The organism is Salipiger sp. ABN3_019 (assembly GCF_056158605.1).
In genome coordinates this window covers 882,776-899,431 of sequence record NZ_JBSWTP010000009.1, presented here as the reverse complement: position 1 = coordinate 899,431, position 16,656 = coordinate 882,776, and the positions used below count along the sequence as shown (strand labels likewise).

Below are 16,656 nucleotides of genomic sequence, written 5' to 3'. Positions count from 1 at the left end.
CATGTTTGGCTGTGATTGCGGTACTTCCACAGTATATGGGGTCCGCGTCAAGGGGAAGGGGAGAGAAGCCCCCGACACCCTTCGTATCGGCCCCAGACAGAGCCTGCGGGCGTTTTTCGAGCGCCATGATGACGCAGCGCCACAAAAGCAAAAGCCCGGCCATGGGCCGGGCTCTGCAAGTACTGCCGTGTCGGTCAGGTCAGTGCAGCTTGGCACCCACCGTCTTGATCGACTCGTCGACCAGCTTGGCCTTGTCCTGCGCACCGAGTTTCTCGGCGATCACATCCGAAGCAGCGGCCACGGCCACGGAAATCGCGCGATCGCGGACTTCCTTGACGGCCGAGGTCTCTGCCGACTTGATCTGCTCTTCAGCAGCGGCAAGACGGCGCGTGATCGATGCATCGAGGTCCTTGCGGGCCTGCTCTGCGGCGCTTTCGGCGTCGATCTTGGCCTGAGCTACGATCTGCTCTGCCTGATCCTGCACTTCGCGCTGCTGACGCTCGTAAGAGGCCAGAAGGGTCTGTGCTTCCTCGCGCAGGGCGCGGGCTTCTTCCAGCTCGTTGCGGATGCCTTCGGCACGGCGATCAAGCTGGCTGCCCAGCATCTTCGGCACTTTGAAGTACACGAGGACGGCGAGGAACAGCAGGAAGCCCAGCAGCACGACGAAATCGGTGTTGCGGAGCGAGAAGAACGGGCCGGAGGCGGCCAGCGCGGGGCTGGCCATCAGGGTTCCGAGCGCGCTCAGGGTGATGAGTTTGCGCATGGGATCAGCCTTTCATCCGGTTTGCCACAGCCGCGTCGATCGCGGCCTTGTCGGCGCTGGTCCCCAGGGCGGCCACGATGGCCTCCGCGGTTTCCTTGGCCACGGCCTCGACGCTTTCCACCGCGCTCGCGCGAATCTCGGAGAGCACCTTTTCGGACTTTGCGGTTTTCTCGGCGATCTTGGCATCCGCCTCGGCCGTTGCGGCATCGAGTTGGGCCTTGATCTCGTCGCGGGTTTTCTGGGCGATGGCCTGAGCTTCGCTCCGGGCATCGGCCAGCGCCTTCTCATAGGCCGCTTCCGCGTCCTTGGCTTGGCGCTTGAGCTCTTCGGCGGCGGAGATGTCGTTCGTGATGGTGCCCTGACGCTCGGCCAGAACGGACGCGATCCGCGGCAGAGCGACGCGCGACAGCACGAAGAAGATCACCAGCAGCGTGATGATGAGCCAGAAGATCTGGTTCGGGATCCATTCGCCGCAAAGCTGCGGCATCCCGATGGCGGAGCCATGGGCGTCGACGCAGATACCGGCCATTTCTTCTTGAATGGGTTCGACCGCCATGTCGTCCTCCGTCGGAACGTTGTCTCTACTTGGGGCGGCCCGTCAATGACGGTGCCGCCCCCGCGTAAGGATAAGGTCCCGAAGGATTAGACGGCGAACATCAGCAGCAGAGCGACGAGGAACGAGAAGATCCCCAGAGCTTCTGCGAATGCGATGCCGATGAAGAGGGTCGCGGTCTGCGAAGCAGCTGCCGACGGGTTGCGCAGAGCGCCGCCCAGGAAGTTTGCAGCAACGTTACCCACGCCGAGGGCTGCAATGCCCGAACCCAGGCCTGCGAGGCCGGCGCCGATGAACTGACCGAGGTTTGCGATATCGCCTTCCATTTGAGTCTCTCCTTACGATGGAATTGGATGGATAGAGGTTGTCCGGACCGGCCTGCGCCTCAGTGGGCAGGATGCAGCGCGTCCTTGAGGTAGACGCAGGTCAGGATGGTGAACACGTAGGCCTGGATGAAGGCCACGAGAACTTCGAGCCCGTAGATCGCGGTGATTGCGACGATCGACACCGGCGAGACGACGGCCAGCGCGGCGAAGCCTGCAAATACCTTCATCACGGCGTGACCGGCCATCACGTTGCCAGCAAGACGGATGGAGTGGCTGACCGGACGGACGAAGTAGGAAATCACTTCGATCACGGCGAGGATCGGGCGAAGCGCCAGCGGTGCCGAGGACACCCAGAACAGGCCGAGGAAGTGCACGCCGTTCTTGACGAAGCCAAGGATCGTCACGCCGAGGAACACCGCCAGAGCCAGCACCCAGGTCACCGCGATGTGCGACGTGGTGGTGAAGCTCATCGGGATCAGGCCGAGGAAGTTCGAGAAGACGATGAACATGAACAGCGTCATGATGTAGGGGAAGTACTTGAGGCCTTCCTTGCCGGTCACGTCCTCGATCATCTTGTAGATGAAGCCATAGGCCAGTTCGGCGACCGACTGGCTGCGCGAGGGGATAATCGCGCGGCGCGAGGTTCCCAGCACCATGACGCCGATGATCGCGAGAATGCAAAGGAACATCCACAGCGTCACATTGGTGATGGTGAACATGCCGACGTCGCCGGCTCCGAAGAGCGGTTTGACCATGAACTGGTCCATCGGGTGGAAGACGAGACCGCCTTCTGCCGCCTGTTCTGCACCGTGAGCCGCTTCAGTCGCCATCGCCGCGATCCCTCTTCTCGTCGTCTCCGGTCTTGCCGGAGGATTGCCCCTCTCCGGCGTCGCCGGAGGTTTGTTTCTGCTGTATCTCGGCGGCGGTCCGCAGCATCACGCGGATGCCCGCCACTAGGCCCAGCAATGTGAACAGCACCATAAGCCACGGCAGGGTCCCCAGCAGGAGGTCCAGCCCGTAGCCGATGCCAAAGCCGATCCCAAGACCGGCCACCATTTCCGTCACCATCCGCCAGGCGACATTCGCCTGCGAGTAGTGTTCCTCGTGGTGCGACTTCCGGGTCTCCCGGGCAGCCTTGGCCGCCGCAATCTTTGCCTCCAGCGCGTCGAGTTGCCGCTTCGGATCGGGATCGCCCACTTTGTCGCTCCATTCGGACGTTCGAGAAGGTTGCTACGTGCAGGGGGGCTTTAAGTCAACCCGCCGTGATCACTTGAAACGAGCACCTAAGTCACTGATATTGCATACATCCAAAGTGTCGCGACCTCCCGCCGCGCCCCTGCTAGCGCCAACAGGGCGGCAAAACCATATTTAACCTCGGAGTTGATTATAGTCTCCGGGCCGCCACGGCGGTGCTTGACGGCGCCGCCCGCCCCGAGGCTTATGAAGCCATGACCCCCGATCTCGACACCGTCTTTGCCGCCCTCGCCGACCCCACCCGGCGGCGCATCCTCGCCATGCTGCTCGAGGATGATATGGCGGTGACCGATGTCGCCGAGCCGTTCGAGATGTCGTTGGCCGCGATCTCCAAGCATCTCACCATCCTCGCCTCCGCCGGGCTGATCAGTCAGGAGAAACGCGGACGGGTGAAATGGTGCAAGCTGGAGCCGGACGCGCTGCGCGAGGCCTCGGTCTGGATGCAGGGGTTCGGGCAGTTCGAGCCGATCAACCTCGATGCGTTCGAGCGCTTCCTGCAGGTCGAACTGAAACCCGAGGATCCGGCCTGATCGACCCGGCCTGAGCGCAAATTCCTTCGCAAGGAATTTGCAACTCTCTTCAAAGAGAGTTGCCCCTACCCGTCGCGCAGCAGCAAAAGCAGCGCCACCACCGTCAGCCCGATCCCCACGAGGATCGCCAGCGGCGGCGCGCCGCGTCCCAGCGCCAGTTCCCACAGGATCACCCAGCTTGGGATCAGATAGGTATAGGCCATGACCTTGGCACTCGGCAGGCGCATCGCGGCGAACTGCAGCAGCACCGTGCTCAGCGCGGTCGCCGCCACGGTCGTATAAAGGATCGTCACCCAGACAATTCCCGGCAGCGCGCCCCAATCGGTCGCGCGCAGGGCGCCCCAGCCAAAGACGATCAGCAGCAGCGTACCGGCGACCATCGTGCCGAAGGTAAAGACCAGCCCCGGCTCGCCGCGATTGAGCCGCGGCACCATCGGCGCATAGATCGCATGCGCGGCGCAGCCGAGCAGATAGACCATCTCTCCGCGCCCCGGCGCGAAGCGCAGAAGCGCCGAAAGATCGGCGCGGAAGATCACCCAGAGCGCCCCGGCCCCGCCGATCGCCAGCGCCAGCGCCATGCGCCTGCTCAGGTGCTGGCGCAGCAGCAGCCAGCCAAAGCCCGCCGCCATCACCGGCGTCAGGGTGAAGACCGCCGCCATGCTCACCGGCGCCGCCGTGCGCAGCCCTTCGAACATCAGCACGAAATAGGCCACCATCAGCGCGCCGATCACGCCGTACCGCCAGGGTGCCCTCAGCGCAGCGCGCGGCACCCCGCCGCGCATCATAACCACCGCGCCCAAAAGCAGCGTCGCCAGCGCAAAGCGCACCGCGTTGAGCGCGGAAGGCGCGATATGCGGCGCGGCCATGGCGCCCAAAGAGAAGGACCCCGCGACGCAGGCCGAGAAGGTCAGCATCGCAAGATGGCCGCGCGCGGCGGGTGTCAGGCTCACGCCATGTCCTGTTCGGCGGCGTAGGCCTTGAGGTGCTTGAGAAAGGCCTGAACCTTCGGCGTGCGGTGCAGGTCCACATGGGTCACCAGCCACAGCGGCGACGTCCAATCTTCCTGCGGCGGCAGCACCTGCACAAGCTCGGGGTCCTGCTCGGCCTCGGTCACCGGCATGAAGCCCATGCCCGCCCCGGCCCGGATCGCCTGCAGCTGCACCCGATCGTCCGAGGTCCGGAACACGATGCGCTCCTGCAGAACGTTGCTCTTCATCCAGCGATGATACGGCGCGCGCGATTCGAGATCGTCGAAGCCTACGAAATCATGCGCGCCGAACTCCGAGACGGCCTTCGGCGTGCCCTTGCGCGCGAGATAGGATTTCGCGGCATAAAGCGCGACCGGACGCCGCGAGAAGGGCTGCACCACATTGTCGGGCTCTTCCGGGGCCGCACCGGCGCGCAGCGCCACATGCGCCTCGCCATATTCCAGCCGGAACAGGCGCGAGCCGGTCAGATAGCGCACGGTCACGTCGGGATAGGTCTCGCGGAAGGAGGTCAGCGCGCCGATCATCAGAGCCGAGAAATTGACCAGCGAGGTGACCAGCAGCTCGCCCGAGACCGCCTCGCCGCGGCCCTTGATGCGGCCCACCAGCTGTTGGAACTGATCGTCGGTGCATTGCGCCACGCGCGACAGGTCGCTGCCCGCTTCGGTGGGCGTGTAGCCGCGGGCGTGGCGCTGGAACAGCTTCACACCCAGCCGCGCCTCCAGCGCGTCGATATGCCGGATCACCGTGGCGTGGTGCACGCCAAGCACTTCGGCCGCGCCGCTGACCGTGCCGAGCCGCGCAACATGATAGGCGGTGCGAATCTCGTCCCAATTGTCCATCGGCATCTCCTGTGCACCGGGTCACGAATTGGCGCCAGAAAGCGTGATACCGTGCGGAAATGCAAGAGTTGGGCGCTGCGCAAATGCGCGAGGACCGGCGCGCAGCCCTAAACGCCCTAGCCCTACAGACCCCAGACCTGCAGGCCCCAAGACCTACAGACCCCAGCCTTGCAGCGCGCAAACGAAAAACGCCCGGACAAAGCCGGGCGTCTTCAAGGCTACGCAACAAAGCGCAGCGATTTTGTATCGCTTAGTCCGAGCTGGACGAGCTGGACGAGTCGCCGTCCGAAGCTGCTGCCAGCAGAGCCAGGGCTGCGAGGCCACCGGCAACGGCCAGTGCGGTGCCGCTCGACGGAGCTGCAACCGGAACAACCGCATAGGGATCGTCTTCAACGACGACCGGTGCCGGCGAACCAGCGAATGCTGCGGATGCGCCGATCATGCTGACGATAGCGGCGGATGCGAAAAGAGCTTTGGTTTTCATACTGTCACCTATCTAGTAAGCGTCTCAGTTGGTTACATAGCGTTAATCTCGCTTTGCGACCAGATATAAATAAGGGAATTTGCCTCTTTCGCGCGCACCCACGCCGACTGTGCCCCTTTTGCACACAAATCCGCTGCAGCGCGGCGCGGCGCCGCCCAAAAAGCAGGCAAACCCCAGCCCAGCTTGACTCCAAAGCCCCATCGGCGTACATCGCGCGGAATCCACCGGGAGTCCCATCGCTTCCGGTCCCTAGGGCCAATGCCCGGGATCGCCCTCCGTCAGCGCGTTGCGCCCACGGAGGCGTTTTCGCATTGCCGCTTGGGATCGTCATGGGAATCGCCCGGGACATTCGAGTTTGATTCCACGCCGCGCGGCCCCCATCTCGGGTCTGCACACAGATACGGACCAGAGAAGAAGGAGCCAGACGGCCCATGTTCGAATCTCTTTCCGAACGCCTCGGCGGCGTCTTCGACCGCCTGACCAAGCAGGGCGCCCTCTCCGAGGATGACGTCCGCACCGCCCTGCGCGAAGTGCGCGTCGCCTTGCTCGAGGCCGACGTCTCGCTGCCCGTGGCGCGTCAGTTCATCAAGGCCGTCGAGAAAAAAGCCACCGGCGCCGCCGTCACCAAATCGGTGACCCCCGGCCAGCAGGTGGTGAAGATCGTCCACGACGAGCTCATCACCACGCTCACCGGCGAGGGCGAGCCCGGCGCGCTGCGCATCGACAATGCCCCGGCACCGATCCTGATGGTCGGCCTGCAGGGCTCGGGTAAGACCACCACCACCGCCAAGCTTGCGCGTCGCCTGAAAGAGCGTGACCGCAAGAAGGTGCTGATGGCCTCGCTCGACGTGAACCGCCCCGCGGCCATGGAGCAGTTGCAGATCCTCGGCCAGCAGATCGGCGTCGACACGCTGCCGATCGTCAAGGGCGAAGACCCGGTCGCCATCGCCAAACGCGCCAAGACCCAGGCCAGCCTCGGCGGCTATGACGTCTATATGCTCGACACCGCGGGCCGCCTGCACATCGATCACGAACTGATCCAGCAGGCCGCCGACGTGCGCGACGTGGTGAACCCGCGTGAGACGCTGCTGGTGGTCGACGGGCTCACCGGTCAGGACGCGGTGAACGTCGCCACCGAGTTCGACGACAAGATCGGCGTCTCGGGCGTGGTGCTCACCCGGATGGACGGCGATGGCCGCGGCGGCGCCGCGCTGTCGATGCGCGCCATCACCGGCAAGCCGATCAAATTCGTCGGCCTCGGCGAGAAGATGGACGCGCTGGAGACCTTCGAGCCCGAGCGCGTCGCGGGCCGCATCCTTGGCATGGGCGACATCGTCGCGCTGGTGGAAAAGGCACAGCAGACGCTCGAGGCCGAACAGGCCGAGCGCATGATGAAGCGCTTCCAGAAGGGTCAGTTCAACATGAACGACCTGAAGATGCAGCTCGAGCAGATGATGAAGATGGGCGGCCTCGGCGCCATGATGCAGATGATGCCGGGCGCGGCCAAGATGGCCAAGCAGATGGATCAGGCCGGGATGGACGATTCGATCCTGCGCCAGCAGATCGCCCTCATCAACTCGATGACCAAGAAGGAACGCGCCAACCCGCAGATTCTTCAGGCCAGCCGCAAGAAGCGCATCGCCGCTGGTGCCGGCATGGACGTGTCGGACCTCAACAAGCTGCTGAAGATGCAGCGCCAGATGTCCGACATGATGAAGAAGATGGGCAAGATGGGCAAAGGCGGCATGCTGAAACAGGCCATGAAAGGCATGTTCGGCAAAGGTGGCATGCCCGAGGGCATGGACCCCAGCCAGATGGACCCCAAGCAGATCGAGGCCGCGGCCAAGGCGATGGGCGGCAAGATGCCCGGCGGCTTGGGCGGTCTGGGTGGCATGCCCGGCATGGGCGGCGGCGCGCTGCCGCCGGGCCTCGGCGGTTTCGGCAAGAAGAAATGAGCGATCAGCGCCCCCTCCCCCTTCACCTCTCCGAGGTGACAGACCCGACCGCCCCGCAGGCGGCCGGTGCGGAGGGCGTGCGCGCTTCATTGTTCCCCAAATACGCGACCCTGGCCCAAGCCACGGCGCCCAAAGCCGACCCTTTCGCGCAATACGGTGCCCCCGAGGATGACGCCGACGGCAGTGTGGAGGCCTACGCATGAGCCTCGTGACCGCTCCCCGTCTGGAAACCGAGCGCCTGATCCTGCGCGGCCCCGAGCCGTCTGACGCAGAGGCGATGATCGCCTTCCTGCTCGACCCGGTGCGCGCCGAGGGGTTCGGCGGCTACGCGCACCGCGGCGACGCATGGCGCTGGTTCGCGCTCAACGTGGGCCACTGGCACCTGCGCGGCTACGGCTATTTCACCATTGAAGACAAGGCCAGCGGCCAGCCCGCGGGCATCTGCGGCGTCTGGAACCCCGAAGGCTGGCCCGAGCCCGAGATCGGCTGGGTGGTCTTTGACGGCTTCGAAGGCAAGGGCATCGCCCGCGAGGCCGCGCTGCGCGTGCGCCGCTACGCCTATGAGGATCTGGGCCTTTCGACGATCACCTCGAACATCGTGCCGGGCAACACCCGCTCGGTGGCACTGGCCGAACGGCTCGGCGCGGTCTACGAGCGCACCTACACCAATTACGCCATGGGCGAGGACATGCTCTACCGCCACCCCTCTGCCGAGGAGGTGCTGGGATGAGCGCGCCACTACACACCGCCCCGCAGCAGCCCGTCACCGTGCCGGTCATCGAGACCGAGCGCCTGATCCTGCGCGCGCCGCATCTGGATGATCTCGAGCCGCTCTGCACCTTCTACGCCAGCCCGCGCTCGCGCTTCGTCGGCGGTCCGATCGAGCGCAGTCAGGTCTGGCGCACGCTGCTGCGCTCCGCGGGGCACTGGCAGATCCGCGGCTACGGCATCTGGCACATCACCGAGCGCTCCAGCGGCGAGATGTGCGGCTTCACCGGCCCGCTCAACCACATCGAATGGCCCGAGCCCGAGCTGGCCTATTCGATCTTCGCCTCGCACGAAGGTCACGGCTACGCCTATGAGGCGGCCTCCGCCGCACGGCGCGCGTCGGCAGATCTCTTTGGCCTCAGCCATATGATCAGCCTCGTCGATCCGGCCAACGAGCGCTCGCTGGCGCTGGCCAAACGTCTTGGCGCGCGCTTCGAACGCGCCACCGAGCTGATGGGCCATCAGGTGCATATCTTCCGCCACCCCCAGATGGGCGAGGCAGAGGCATGAGCGCGGTGCTCCAGCAGACCCCTCCGGCGCAGGCGCGTGTCAGCCCGGACATCCCGGTGCTGGAAACGGCCCGGCTGGTGCTGCGCGCGCCGCAGGCCGAGGATTACCCGGACTTCAAGGCCACCTTCGCCTCCTACCGCTCGCGCTTCATGGGCGGGCCGCTCAACGCCTATGAGACATGGATGCTCTACGCCGCCGAGATCGGCCACTGGCAAATTCGCGGCTTCGGCATGTGGATGATCCACCTGCGCGAAACCGGCGAGACCGTCGGCATGGCGGGCGGCTGGTTCCCCGCAAAATGGCCCGAGCGCGAGATCGCCTGGATCATCTGGCCGGACCGCGGCGGCAAGGGCTATGCGCTCGAAGCCACCCAGCGCGTGCGACAGTATTTCTACGACGAGGCCGGATGGCAGGGGGCGGTCAGCTACATCGACCCCAAGAACCTCGATTCCATCCGTCTTGCCGAACGGCTCGGAGCCCGCAAGGACCCCGCAGCCGCCACCGTCGATGGCAGCGACGCCGTCTACCGCCACCCGGCGCCCGCGGCGCTGCGCGGCAGCCAGCTGTCGCATGGCATCGACATGGAGATCGCGAACTACATCGATCCGCTCTTCAAACCGAAGGGATGGGCCGTTGACTGACGCTGTCTCCCTCAAGACCCGGCGCGCGGTTCCTGCCGCCTCCTATGCATGTGTTGTGCATGGGATGTGCATGGAGTGTGCCCCCTCTTTTTTGTTCAAAGGAGCCGAGCATGAGTGATCCCGCCACCCGCGCCGCAGACCTTCTGAAAGAGCACCGTGAAAGCATCGACCGGCTGGACGCGATCCTCGTGTTCACGCTTGCCGAGCGGTTCAAGCACACGCAGTCCGTGGGCCGGCTGAAGGCCACCCACGAGCTGCCCCCCTCCGACCCCGCGCGTGAAGAGCAGCAGATCGCGCGGCTCAAGGACTTGGCGAAGAAAGCGGATCTCGACCCCGCCTTCGCCGAAAACTTTCTGAATTTCATCATTCAGGAAGTCATCAAGCACCACGAAAAACACCAATCCTGACAGGCCTTTGCCCGTCATCAAACGCCATTCGAAGGAGATTTACCAATGGCCATGAAAATCCGTCTCGCCCGTGGCGGCAGCAAAAAGCGCCCCCACTACGCAATCGTCGCAACCGACTCGCGCATGCCGCGCGACGGCCGCTTCATCGAGAAGCTCGGCACCTACAACCCGCTGCTGCCGAAAGACGACGAGCGCCGCGTGGTGATGAACGTCGAGCGCGTTCAGTACTGGATCAGCCAGGGCGCCCAGCCGACCGACCGCATCTCGCGCTTCCTCGAAGCCGCTGGCGCCGTCGAGAAGAAAGAGCGCAACAACCCCAAGAAAGCCGTCCCCGGCAAGGCAGCCACCGAGCGCGCCGAAGCCAAGGCAGCCAAAGCAGCCGAAGCTGCTGAAGCACCGGCAGAGGAAGGCGCAGAGTAATCTGCGCGACATCCTTGTCACAGTCGAAGGGCGCGCAGGAGCAATCCTGCGCGCCTTTCTCGTTGACGCTTGGACAAGAGCCGCGCTGGCCCTACACTCATCGCAGCAGCCCCTTGAGAATACCCGGAGATCCTGCATGTCGCCGCTTCGCCATCTCGCCCCGATGACCCTTGCCGCCGCGCTGTTTGCCAGCCCGGCCCTGGCGCAGGACTTCGGCGTTACAGACAGCTCCGGCACCGCTCAGGCGGCCCCGGTGACCTCGACCCAATCCGCGGGCAATGTGTTCACCTTCACCCTGCGCGGCGGCGTTTCGGCAGCGCCGAAATTCCTGGGCTCCGACGAATACGAAGCGGGCCCCGACCTCGGTTTCAGCTTCAAGCACCTGCGCCTGCGCGGCGTGCCGGAGATCGGCGAAGATGACCCTTGGGCCGACAGCTACGGCTGGGACGTGCACGGCTCGTTCCGCTACCTCGGCAAGCGCGACTCCAGCTCCGACTCGGCGCTGTCCAGCCTCGACGATATCGACCCCACCTATGAGGTCGGCCTCGGCGTCGGCTACACCGCCGAGCAATATGAGGCCTTCGCCGACATCCGCCGCGGTTTTGGCGGCCACGAAGGCTATGTGGGCTCGGTTGGCATCGACTACGTTGTGCGCCCCTCCGACCGCTGGAAGCTGACGCTCGGTCCGCGCTTCATCTGGGCGAATGACGAGTTTCTCGACACTTACTCCGGCATCGACCCCGACGAGGCCACCACCGATCTGCCGGTCTATGATCCCGATGGCGGCCTTGTCAGCGCCGGTCTGCAGTTTGGTGCGCGCTACCAGATCAATGATCTCTGGGGCGTCGAAGGCGCCGTCACTTGGGACAATCTGCAGGGCGACGCCGCGGACAGCCCGATCGTCGACGAAGGCTCCAACGATCAGTTCCGCGTGCGCGTCGGCGTGACCCGCGTGTTCAATCTGCGCTTCTGAGCTGAAAGATTGCCAAGCCCGCAGAGGCGGGCTATTCCGCCTCTCACCGATCCACGGAATGGCGCAGACGGGAGGCGCATCGATTTGGACGAGATGATCTGTGTCGGCGCCCTCGGTGGCGCGTTCGGCGTCAATGGCGAAGTGCGGCTGAAGAGTTTCACCGCCGATCCCGAAGCCATCGCCGATTACGCCCCGCTCACCAATGAGGACGGCAGCCGCAGTTTCGATCTTCAGATCACCCGCCCGCTGAAGGGTGGCTTTGCGGCGCGGCTTTCGGGCGTGCGCACCAAGGAAGAGGCCGACGCGCTGAAGGGCGTGCAGCTGTATGCCCCGCGCGACCGCCTGCCCGATCTGCCCGACGATGAGTTCTACCATGCCGATCTGATCGGCCTCATGGTGCTGGACACCGGCGGCGCCAAGATCGGCACGGTCAAAGCGGTGCTCAACCACGGCGCTGCGGACCTTCTGGAACTGCAGGTGCCGGGTGCAAGCTCCACCGTGCTGCTGCCCTTCACCCGCGAGGTTGTGCCCACGGTCGATCTCGCCTCGGGCCGGATCATCGCCGACCCGCCCGAGGGCCTACTCGACTGAACGGCTGCGGGCGGGTGATCTGGGAAGCAATCCGCGCCCTCGCCGCACATTATCCCCAAGCAAGAAACAAACGCCCGAAACGATAGACCTCTCCTGCGCTCTCATCCATGATGGCCGGATACGAGGATCAGCGTATTGGTTCCGAGGTTTGATTTGTTGTTTTTCCCGTCGCGTTGCGCCGCGCTGCTGCGGCCTGCCCTCCTTACACTGAGTGACCGCCCTGCCACCGCCGCCTGCCTTGCCGGGCTCGGTCTTGGGTCTGTCGCGCTGTTCGGTGTCATGGACCCCGCCTCTGGCCGGCTGGAGTTGCTTGCCGCCCTCTGGCTTTTGGCGCTGCTCGCCGCGCTTTCGCTGCGCCGCGCCCGGCAGCGCCTTCTTGCGCCGCCGCCGCTGCTGCTGACCCGCCACGCCCTGCGCCATCCGCCGCAGCCGCTGCCCCCCGCCCTGCAGATGCGCGCCGACCTCACGGCGCTGCTGTCGAGCCCGGCGCCCATGGGAGCAGGCCTTGAGAGCACCGATCATGCGGTGCGCCGGGTGCTCGAGCGCTGCCTGCTGCGCCATGGTGATCGGGCGGTGGAAACGCTCGACCGTCCCGCGCTCATCGAGCTTTGGCTGCTGGCCACCCTGCTGCGCGCGGCGCCCGAGCGCGCCGGTGCGCTGGCGCAATGTTTCCGCCTGCCGCATCGGGTTCTGGCGCTGCGCGATCTGATGCCCGCACACGCCGCTAAAGCGCGCGTGGCACCGCGCCTGCGACGCCCTGCGGGCAGAGGGCCGCACAGAGGGCCGCAGCTCTCCGCTTGAGCCTTGCGCCCGCCCCCGCTATGCGGGGCGCAAAGGACAGCCAGCCATGACCGATACACCGCAGCGCGCCGCGGGCCGCAAAACCATCCGCCCCAGCCTCACCCCGCGTGAGCTGATGACCGGGGCGCCGGAGCTTTCCCGCGCGTTTCAGGCGCAGGTGATCACCCTCTTCCCCGAGGCGTTCCCCGGCGTGCTGGGTCATTCGCTGACCGGCCGCGCCCTGCAGGACGGGCTGTGGCAGCTGAGCACCATCCACCTGCGCAACTTTGGCGAGGGCAAGCACCGCAACGTCGACGACACGCCTGCGGGCGGCGGTGCTGGCATGGTGATGCGCGCCGACGTGATGGGCCGTGCCATCGACCATGCCCGCGCGCGGATCGACCAGCGCGCGCCGCTGATCTACCTCAGCCCGCGCGGCCGCCGGTTCGACCAGCAGATGGCCCAGCATCTCGCGCAGGCCCCCGGCGTGACGATGATCTGCGGGCGCTTCGAAGGCCTCGACCAGCGCGTCATCGACCACTACCGGATCATCGAGGTCTCGCTCGGCGATTTCATCCTCACCGGCGGCGAACTGGCCGCGCAGATGATGCTCGACGCGACGATCCGCCTGATCCCCGGTGTTCTGGGCAATGCCGCCTCAACCGAAGAAGAGAGCTTTTCCAGCGGCCTTCTGGAGCATCCGCAGTACACCCGCCCCGCCGAATGGGAAGGCCACCGCATCCCAGATGTGCTGCTCTCGGGCAACCACGCGGCGATCGAGGCATGGCGCCGTCAGCAATCCGAAGAGATCACCCGCGCCCGCCGCCCCGATCTCTGGGCCGCGCATGAGGCCCGCAAGGACTGAGGACTAAGGACTGAGGCCCGCAAAGCTCCCTGCGCCCGTCCCTTCTTCTCTTTGAAAATACGCCGGGGAGCGCGAGGGGCCGCGCCCCTCGCTTCGGCCCTCTCCGCACCGCTCGGGCGCAAGTTTTCCCTTGATTGAACCCCCGCGCCCGCCTATATGGCGCCAATCCGCGACGCCCTGCCGGGCGCTCGTGGATTCGTTCGTTTCCGCCTTCCGTGTTTCTTCGGCACGATTTTGGCGGCGCGGACGCGGCATTGGCCCCTTCGCGGAGCCTGCGCCGGAAAAGGCCAAAGATGTTGTCCATCTCCTGCGGGCGCCACGGCGGACCCGGTCGAAGGCACGGAGCTCTGGAAACGCGACACCTTCACGGAAAAAACCGTGAGCAGATAGGAGAGCGTCAGATGGATCTGATCGCACAGCTCGAGGCGGAGCAAATTGCCGCCCTGGGGAAAACCATCCCCGACTTCAAGCCCGGCGACACCGTGCGCGTCGGCTACAAGGTGACCGAAGGCACCCGTACCCGTGTGCAGGCCTACGAAGGCGTCTGCATCAGCCGTAAGAACGGCAAGGGCATCGCGGGTTCGTTCACCGTTCGCAAGATTTCCTTCGGTGAGGGCGTCGAGCGCGTCTTCCCGCTCTATGCCACCAACATCAATTCGATCGAGGTGGTGCGCCGCGGTAAAGTCCGTCGCGCCAAGCTGTATTACCTGCGTTCGCGTCGCGGCAAATCCGCCCGTATCGCAGAGCAGACCAACTACAAGCCGCTCGCCGGCGCCGACGCATAAGGAGAGCCGTTATGAAAAAGGGCATCCACCCCGACTATCACGTCATCGACGTCAAGATGACCGACGGCACCGTCTACCAGACCCGTTCGACCTGGGGCAAAGAAGGCGACCAGATGTCCCTCGACATCGACCCGACCGTGCACCCGGCATGGACCGGTGGCTCGTCGCGCCTGCTCGACGCCGGTGGCCGCGTGTCGAAGTTCAAAAAGAAATACGAAGGCCTGGGCTTCTAATCCCATCCCTTTCGGATTTTCGGAAAACGCCGTCCCTTGGGGCGGCGTTTTTCTTTGTCTGGACCGGCAGCCCAAGCTGACCCTGCGACAATGTGATCGGCACTCCCTGCTCGAACCAAATGCATTCTTAATTTCGAATGTATATGATCTATGCGAATCGAGTTGGGAGGACACGACTTGGACATTCGCAAAATCACCGACGACATCGCGGCCTCGCCGCAGATCACGGCAGCCGATGTGCCGCAGATCGCCGAGGCGGGCTATCGCGCCATCATCTGCAATCGGCCCGACGGTGAAGGGGCCGACCAGCCGAACTTCGAAGAGATCGAAAGCGCCGCAAACGCCGCCGGGCTTGAGGCGCGCTATATCCCCGTGGTCTCCGGCAAGGTTCAGGACGCCGACGCCGAGGCGTTTGGCAAGGCGCTGCGCGACCTGCCCGGCCCGGTTCTGGCCTATTGCCGCAGCGGCACCCGCTCGGCCACGCTCTGGTCGCTGAGCCAGGCCAAGGCGCTGCCGCCTGCCCATATCCTCGCCGCCACGAAGGAGGCGGGCTACGACATGGCGGGCGTCGTGCGCCGCATCGTCAACGGCGGCAAGACCCCGACAGACACCGGCGACGCCAAGTTCGATGTGGTCGTCGTGGGCGGCGGCGCGGCGGGCATTGCCGTCTCGGCCAGCCTCAAGGCGCGCAAGCCCGAGTTGAACATCGCCCTGCTCGATCCCGCCGACATCCACTACTACCAGCCCGGCTGGACCATGGTCGGCGGCGGCATCTTCGAGCCGCAGACCACCTCGCGCACCATGGGCAGCCTGATCCCGCGCGGCGTGCATTGGATCAAGGCCGCCGTCGCCGCCTTTGAGCCCGGGGACAACGCCGTGGTGCTGGATGGCTGCCGGGTGGTGAAATACGACCGGCTGATCGTCTGCCCGGGGCTGAAGCTCGACTGGCACAAGGTCGAGGGTCTGGTGGACACGCTGGGCAAAAACGGCGTCACCTCGAACTACCGCTACGATCTGGCACCCTACACGTGGGAGCTTGTGCGGGGCTTCAAGGGCGGTCGCGCCCTTTTTACCCAGCCGCCGATGCCGATCAAATGCGCCGGCGCGCCGCAGAAGGCGCTCTATCTCTCGGGCGACCACTGGTTCCGCACCGGCGTGCTGCCGCGCGTGCAGATCGAGTTCATGAACGCTGGCGGCGTGCTTTTCGGCGTGAAGGACTATGTCCCCGCGCTCGAGACATACATCGAGAAGTACCGCGCCAAGCTGAACTTCTTCCACAATCTCGTGGCGGTGGATGGCCCGGCGCGCAAGGCCACCTTCAAGGTTGCCAAACCGGACACAGAGCCTACCGAGGTGACGGTGGAGTTCGACATGATGCACGTCTGCCCGCCGCAGACCGCGCCGGATTTCATCCGCGTCTCGCCGCTGGCCGACGCGGCGGGCTGGGTCGACGTCGATCAAAATACGCTGCGGCACAAGAGCTATGACAACGTCTGGAGCCTTGGTGACGTGATGAACGCGCCCAACGCCAAGACCGCCGCCGCCGCGCGGATGCAGGCGCCCGTGGTGGCCGAGAACGTCGCCGCCGACATCGACGGCAAGGCCCCCGTGGCGCTTTATAACGGCTATGGCTCCTGCCCGCTGACGGTAGAGCGGGGCAAGATCGTGCTGGCGGAGTTCGGCTATGGCGGGGCGCTGCTGCCCAGCTTCCCCAAATGGCTGATCGACGGCACCAAGCCCACGCGCGCCGCGTGGCTTCTGAAAGAGCAAATCCTGCCGCCGGTCTATTGGAAGGCGATGCTGCGCGGGAAAGAATGGATGGCGAAACCCGAACCGGTCTCGGCATCTTGATAAATCTTCCCAACAAGTGGAGCTTGGCGCGGACGCTGTTCCGCGCCAAGACTATTTCGGGGGAAATGCGTTTCCCGCTTCACAAATTCAGTTTTAGGAATATATAGAGGCCAAACCCCGGCTCCCACCGGGGCGAGCG

The 16,656-nt window shown here is 65.2% G+C and carries 23 protein-coding genes; 15 read left to right on the top strand and 8 right to left on the bottom strand.

Annotated features, from left to right (window positions below; all coding sequences use genetic code 11):
- Positions 1-199 precede the first annotated feature (199 nt).
- The 5 genes from ACXAD2_RS12480 to ACXAD2_RS12460 form a co-directional block, all read right to left on the bottom strand.
- A complete protein-coding gene (locus tag ACXAD2_RS12480; protein WP_475170388.1) occupies positions 200-763 on the bottom strand; it encodes a F0F1 ATP synthase subunit B in 564 nt (187 codons plus the stop codon).
- A gap of 4 nt (positions 764-767) precedes the next feature.
- Positions 768-1,319, bottom strand: a complete 552-nt coding sequence (locus ACXAD2_RS12475; RefSeq protein WP_475170385.1) for a F0F1 ATP synthase subunit B' — start codon at positions 1,317-1,319, stop codon at positions 768-770.
- An 86-nt stretch (positions 1,320-1,405) separates the two neighbouring features.
- Positions 1,406-1,642, bottom strand: coding sequence for a F0F1 ATP synthase subunit C (locus ACXAD2_RS12470; RefSeq protein WP_066103893.1), 237 nt, complete (start codon positions 1,640-1,642; stop codon positions 1,406-1,408).
- Between the two features lie 59 nt (positions 1,643-1,701).
- Complete coding sequence (locus ACXAD2_RS12465; RefSeq protein WP_066103889.1) at positions 1,702-2,472, bottom strand: F0F1 ATP synthase subunit A; 771 nt, start codon at positions 2,470-2,472, stop codon at positions 1,702-1,704.
- The gene (locus ACXAD2_RS12460; protein WP_066103887.1) at positions 2,462-2,839 is read right to left on the bottom strand and encodes an AtpZ/AtpI family protein; all 378 of its coding nucleotides are present in this window, start codon (positions 2,837-2,839) and stop codon (positions 2,462-2,464) included. Before ACXAD2_RS12460 ends, ACXAD2_RS12465 begins: the two co-directional genes overlap by 11 nt.
- A gap of 251 nt (positions 2,840-3,090) precedes the next feature.
- Between ACXAD2_RS12460 and ACXAD2_RS12455 the strand changes: the two genes are divergently transcribed.
- Complete coding sequence (locus ACXAD2_RS12455) at positions 3,091-3,426, top strand: ArsR/SmtB family transcription factor (RefSeq protein WP_066106905.1); 336 nt, start codon at positions 3,091-3,093, stop codon at positions 3,424-3,426.
- A gap of 65 nt (positions 3,427-3,491) precedes the next feature.
- Here ACXAD2_RS12455 and ACXAD2_RS12450 read toward each other — a convergent pair whose 3' ends face one another.
- The 3 genes from ACXAD2_RS12450 to ACXAD2_RS12440 all read right to left on the bottom strand — a co-directional run bounded on the left by ACXAD2_RS12450 (position 3,492) and on the right by ACXAD2_RS12440 (position 5,738).
- Positions 3,492-4,370 carry a DMT family transporter gene (locus ACXAD2_RS12450; RefSeq protein ID WP_475174856.1) on the bottom strand — a complete coding sequence of 293 codons (879 nt, stop codon included), beginning with the start codon at positions 4,368-4,370 and terminating at the stop codon, positions 3,492-3,494.
- 2 nt (positions 4,371-4,372) lie between these two features.
- Positions 4,373-5,254 carry a LysR family transcriptional regulator gene (locus ACXAD2_RS12445; RefSeq protein WP_475170378.1) on the bottom strand — a complete coding sequence of 294 codons (882 nt, stop codon included), beginning with the start codon at positions 5,252-5,254 and terminating at the stop codon, positions 4,373-4,375.
- Positions 5,255-5,504: 250 nt separating this feature from the next.
- Positions 5,505-5,738 carry a hypothetical protein gene (locus ACXAD2_RS12440; RefSeq protein ID WP_083191193.1) on the bottom strand — a complete coding sequence of 78 codons (234 nt, stop codon included), beginning with the start codon at positions 5,736-5,738 and terminating at the stop codon, positions 5,505-5,507.
- Positions 5,739-6,169: 431 nt separating this feature from the next.
- Between ACXAD2_RS12440 and ffh the strand changes: the two genes are divergently transcribed.
- The 14 genes from ffh to ACXAD2_RS12370 all read left to right on the top strand — a co-directional run bounded on the left by ffh (position 6,170) and on the right by ACXAD2_RS12370 (position 16,517).
- Positions 6,170-7,693: a signal recognition particle protein gene (gene ffh, locus ACXAD2_RS12435; protein WP_475170374.1), complete on the top strand. Its 1,524-nt coding sequence runs from the start codon at positions 6,170-6,172 to the stop codon at positions 7,691-7,693.
- Complete coding sequence (locus ACXAD2_RS12430) at positions 7,690-7,896, top strand: hypothetical protein (protein ID WP_475170369.1); 207 nt, start codon at positions 7,690-7,692, stop codon at positions 7,894-7,896. The genes ffh and ACXAD2_RS12430 overlap by 4 nt, the downstream gene beginning before the upstream one ends.
- A complete protein-coding gene (locus tag ACXAD2_RS12425) occupies positions 7,893-8,423 on the top strand; it encodes a GNAT family N-acetyltransferase (RefSeq protein WP_164180114.1) in 531 nt (176 codons plus the stop codon). The genes ACXAD2_RS12430 and ACXAD2_RS12425 overlap by 4 nt, the downstream gene beginning before the upstream one ends.
- Complete coding sequence (locus ACXAD2_RS12420; RefSeq protein ID WP_475170360.1) at positions 8,420-8,971, top strand: GNAT family N-acetyltransferase; 552 nt, start codon at positions 8,420-8,422, stop codon at positions 8,969-8,971. The genes ACXAD2_RS12425 and ACXAD2_RS12420 overlap by 4 nt, the downstream gene beginning before the upstream one ends.
- A complete protein-coding gene (locus ACXAD2_RS12415; RefSeq protein WP_475170357.1) occupies positions 8,968-9,612 on the top strand; it encodes a GNAT family N-acetyltransferase in 645 nt (214 codons plus the stop codon). Before ACXAD2_RS12420 ends, ACXAD2_RS12415 begins: the two co-directional genes overlap by 4 nt.
- Positions 9,613-9,722: 110 nt before the next feature.
- Complete coding sequence (locus tag ACXAD2_RS12410; RefSeq protein ID WP_066103875.1) at positions 9,723-10,019, top strand: chorismate mutase; 297 nt, start codon at positions 9,723-9,725, stop codon at positions 10,017-10,019.
- Positions 10,020-10,064: 45 nt separating this feature from the next.
- The gene (gene rpsP / locus ACXAD2_RS12405) at positions 10,065-10,439 is read left to right on the top strand and encodes a 30S ribosomal protein S16 (protein ID WP_066103873.1); all 375 of its coding nucleotides are present in this window, start codon (positions 10,065-10,067) and stop codon (positions 10,437-10,439) included.
- Between the two features lie 136 nt (positions 10,440-10,575).
- Positions 10,576-11,412, top strand: a complete 837-nt coding sequence (locus ACXAD2_RS12400; protein ID WP_475170352.1) for a MipA/OmpV family protein — start codon at positions 10,576-10,578, stop codon at positions 11,410-11,412.
- A gap of 84 nt (positions 11,413-11,496) precedes the next feature.
- Entirely contained in the window at positions 11,497-12,003 is a 507-nt protein-coding gene (rimM, locus tag ACXAD2_RS12395) for a ribosome maturation factor RimM (protein WP_066103870.1), read from the top strand.
- Between the two features lie 156 nt (positions 12,004-12,159).
- A complete protein-coding gene (locus ACXAD2_RS12390; protein WP_475170350.1) occupies positions 12,160-12,804 on the top strand; it encodes a hypothetical protein in 645 nt (214 codons plus the stop codon).
- Between the two features lie 46 nt (positions 12,805-12,850).
- A complete protein-coding gene (trmD, locus tag ACXAD2_RS12385; RefSeq protein WP_164180106.1) occupies positions 12,851-13,648 on the top strand; it encodes a tRNA (guanosine(37)-N1)-methyltransferase TrmD in 798 nt (265 codons plus the stop codon).
- Between the two features lie 401 nt (positions 13,649-14,049).
- Positions 14,050-14,433 carry a 50S ribosomal protein L19 gene (gene rplS / locus ACXAD2_RS12380; protein ID WP_475170343.1) on the top strand — a complete coding sequence of 128 codons (384 nt, stop codon included), beginning with the start codon at positions 14,050-14,052 and terminating at the stop codon, positions 14,431-14,433.
- Between the two features lie 11 nt (positions 14,434-14,444).
- A complete protein-coding gene (rpmE, locus tag ACXAD2_RS12375) occupies positions 14,445-14,666 on the top strand; it encodes a 50S ribosomal protein L31 (protein WP_066103860.1) in 222 nt (73 codons plus the stop codon).
- Positions 14,667-14,843: 177 nt separating this feature from the next.
- Complete coding sequence (locus ACXAD2_RS12370) at positions 14,844-16,517, top strand: bifunctional protein tyrosine phosphatase family protein/NAD(P)/FAD-dependent oxidoreductase (RefSeq protein ID WP_475170341.1); 1,674 nt, start codon at positions 14,844-14,846, stop codon at positions 16,515-16,517.
- Positions 16,518-16,656 lie beyond the last annotated feature (139 nt).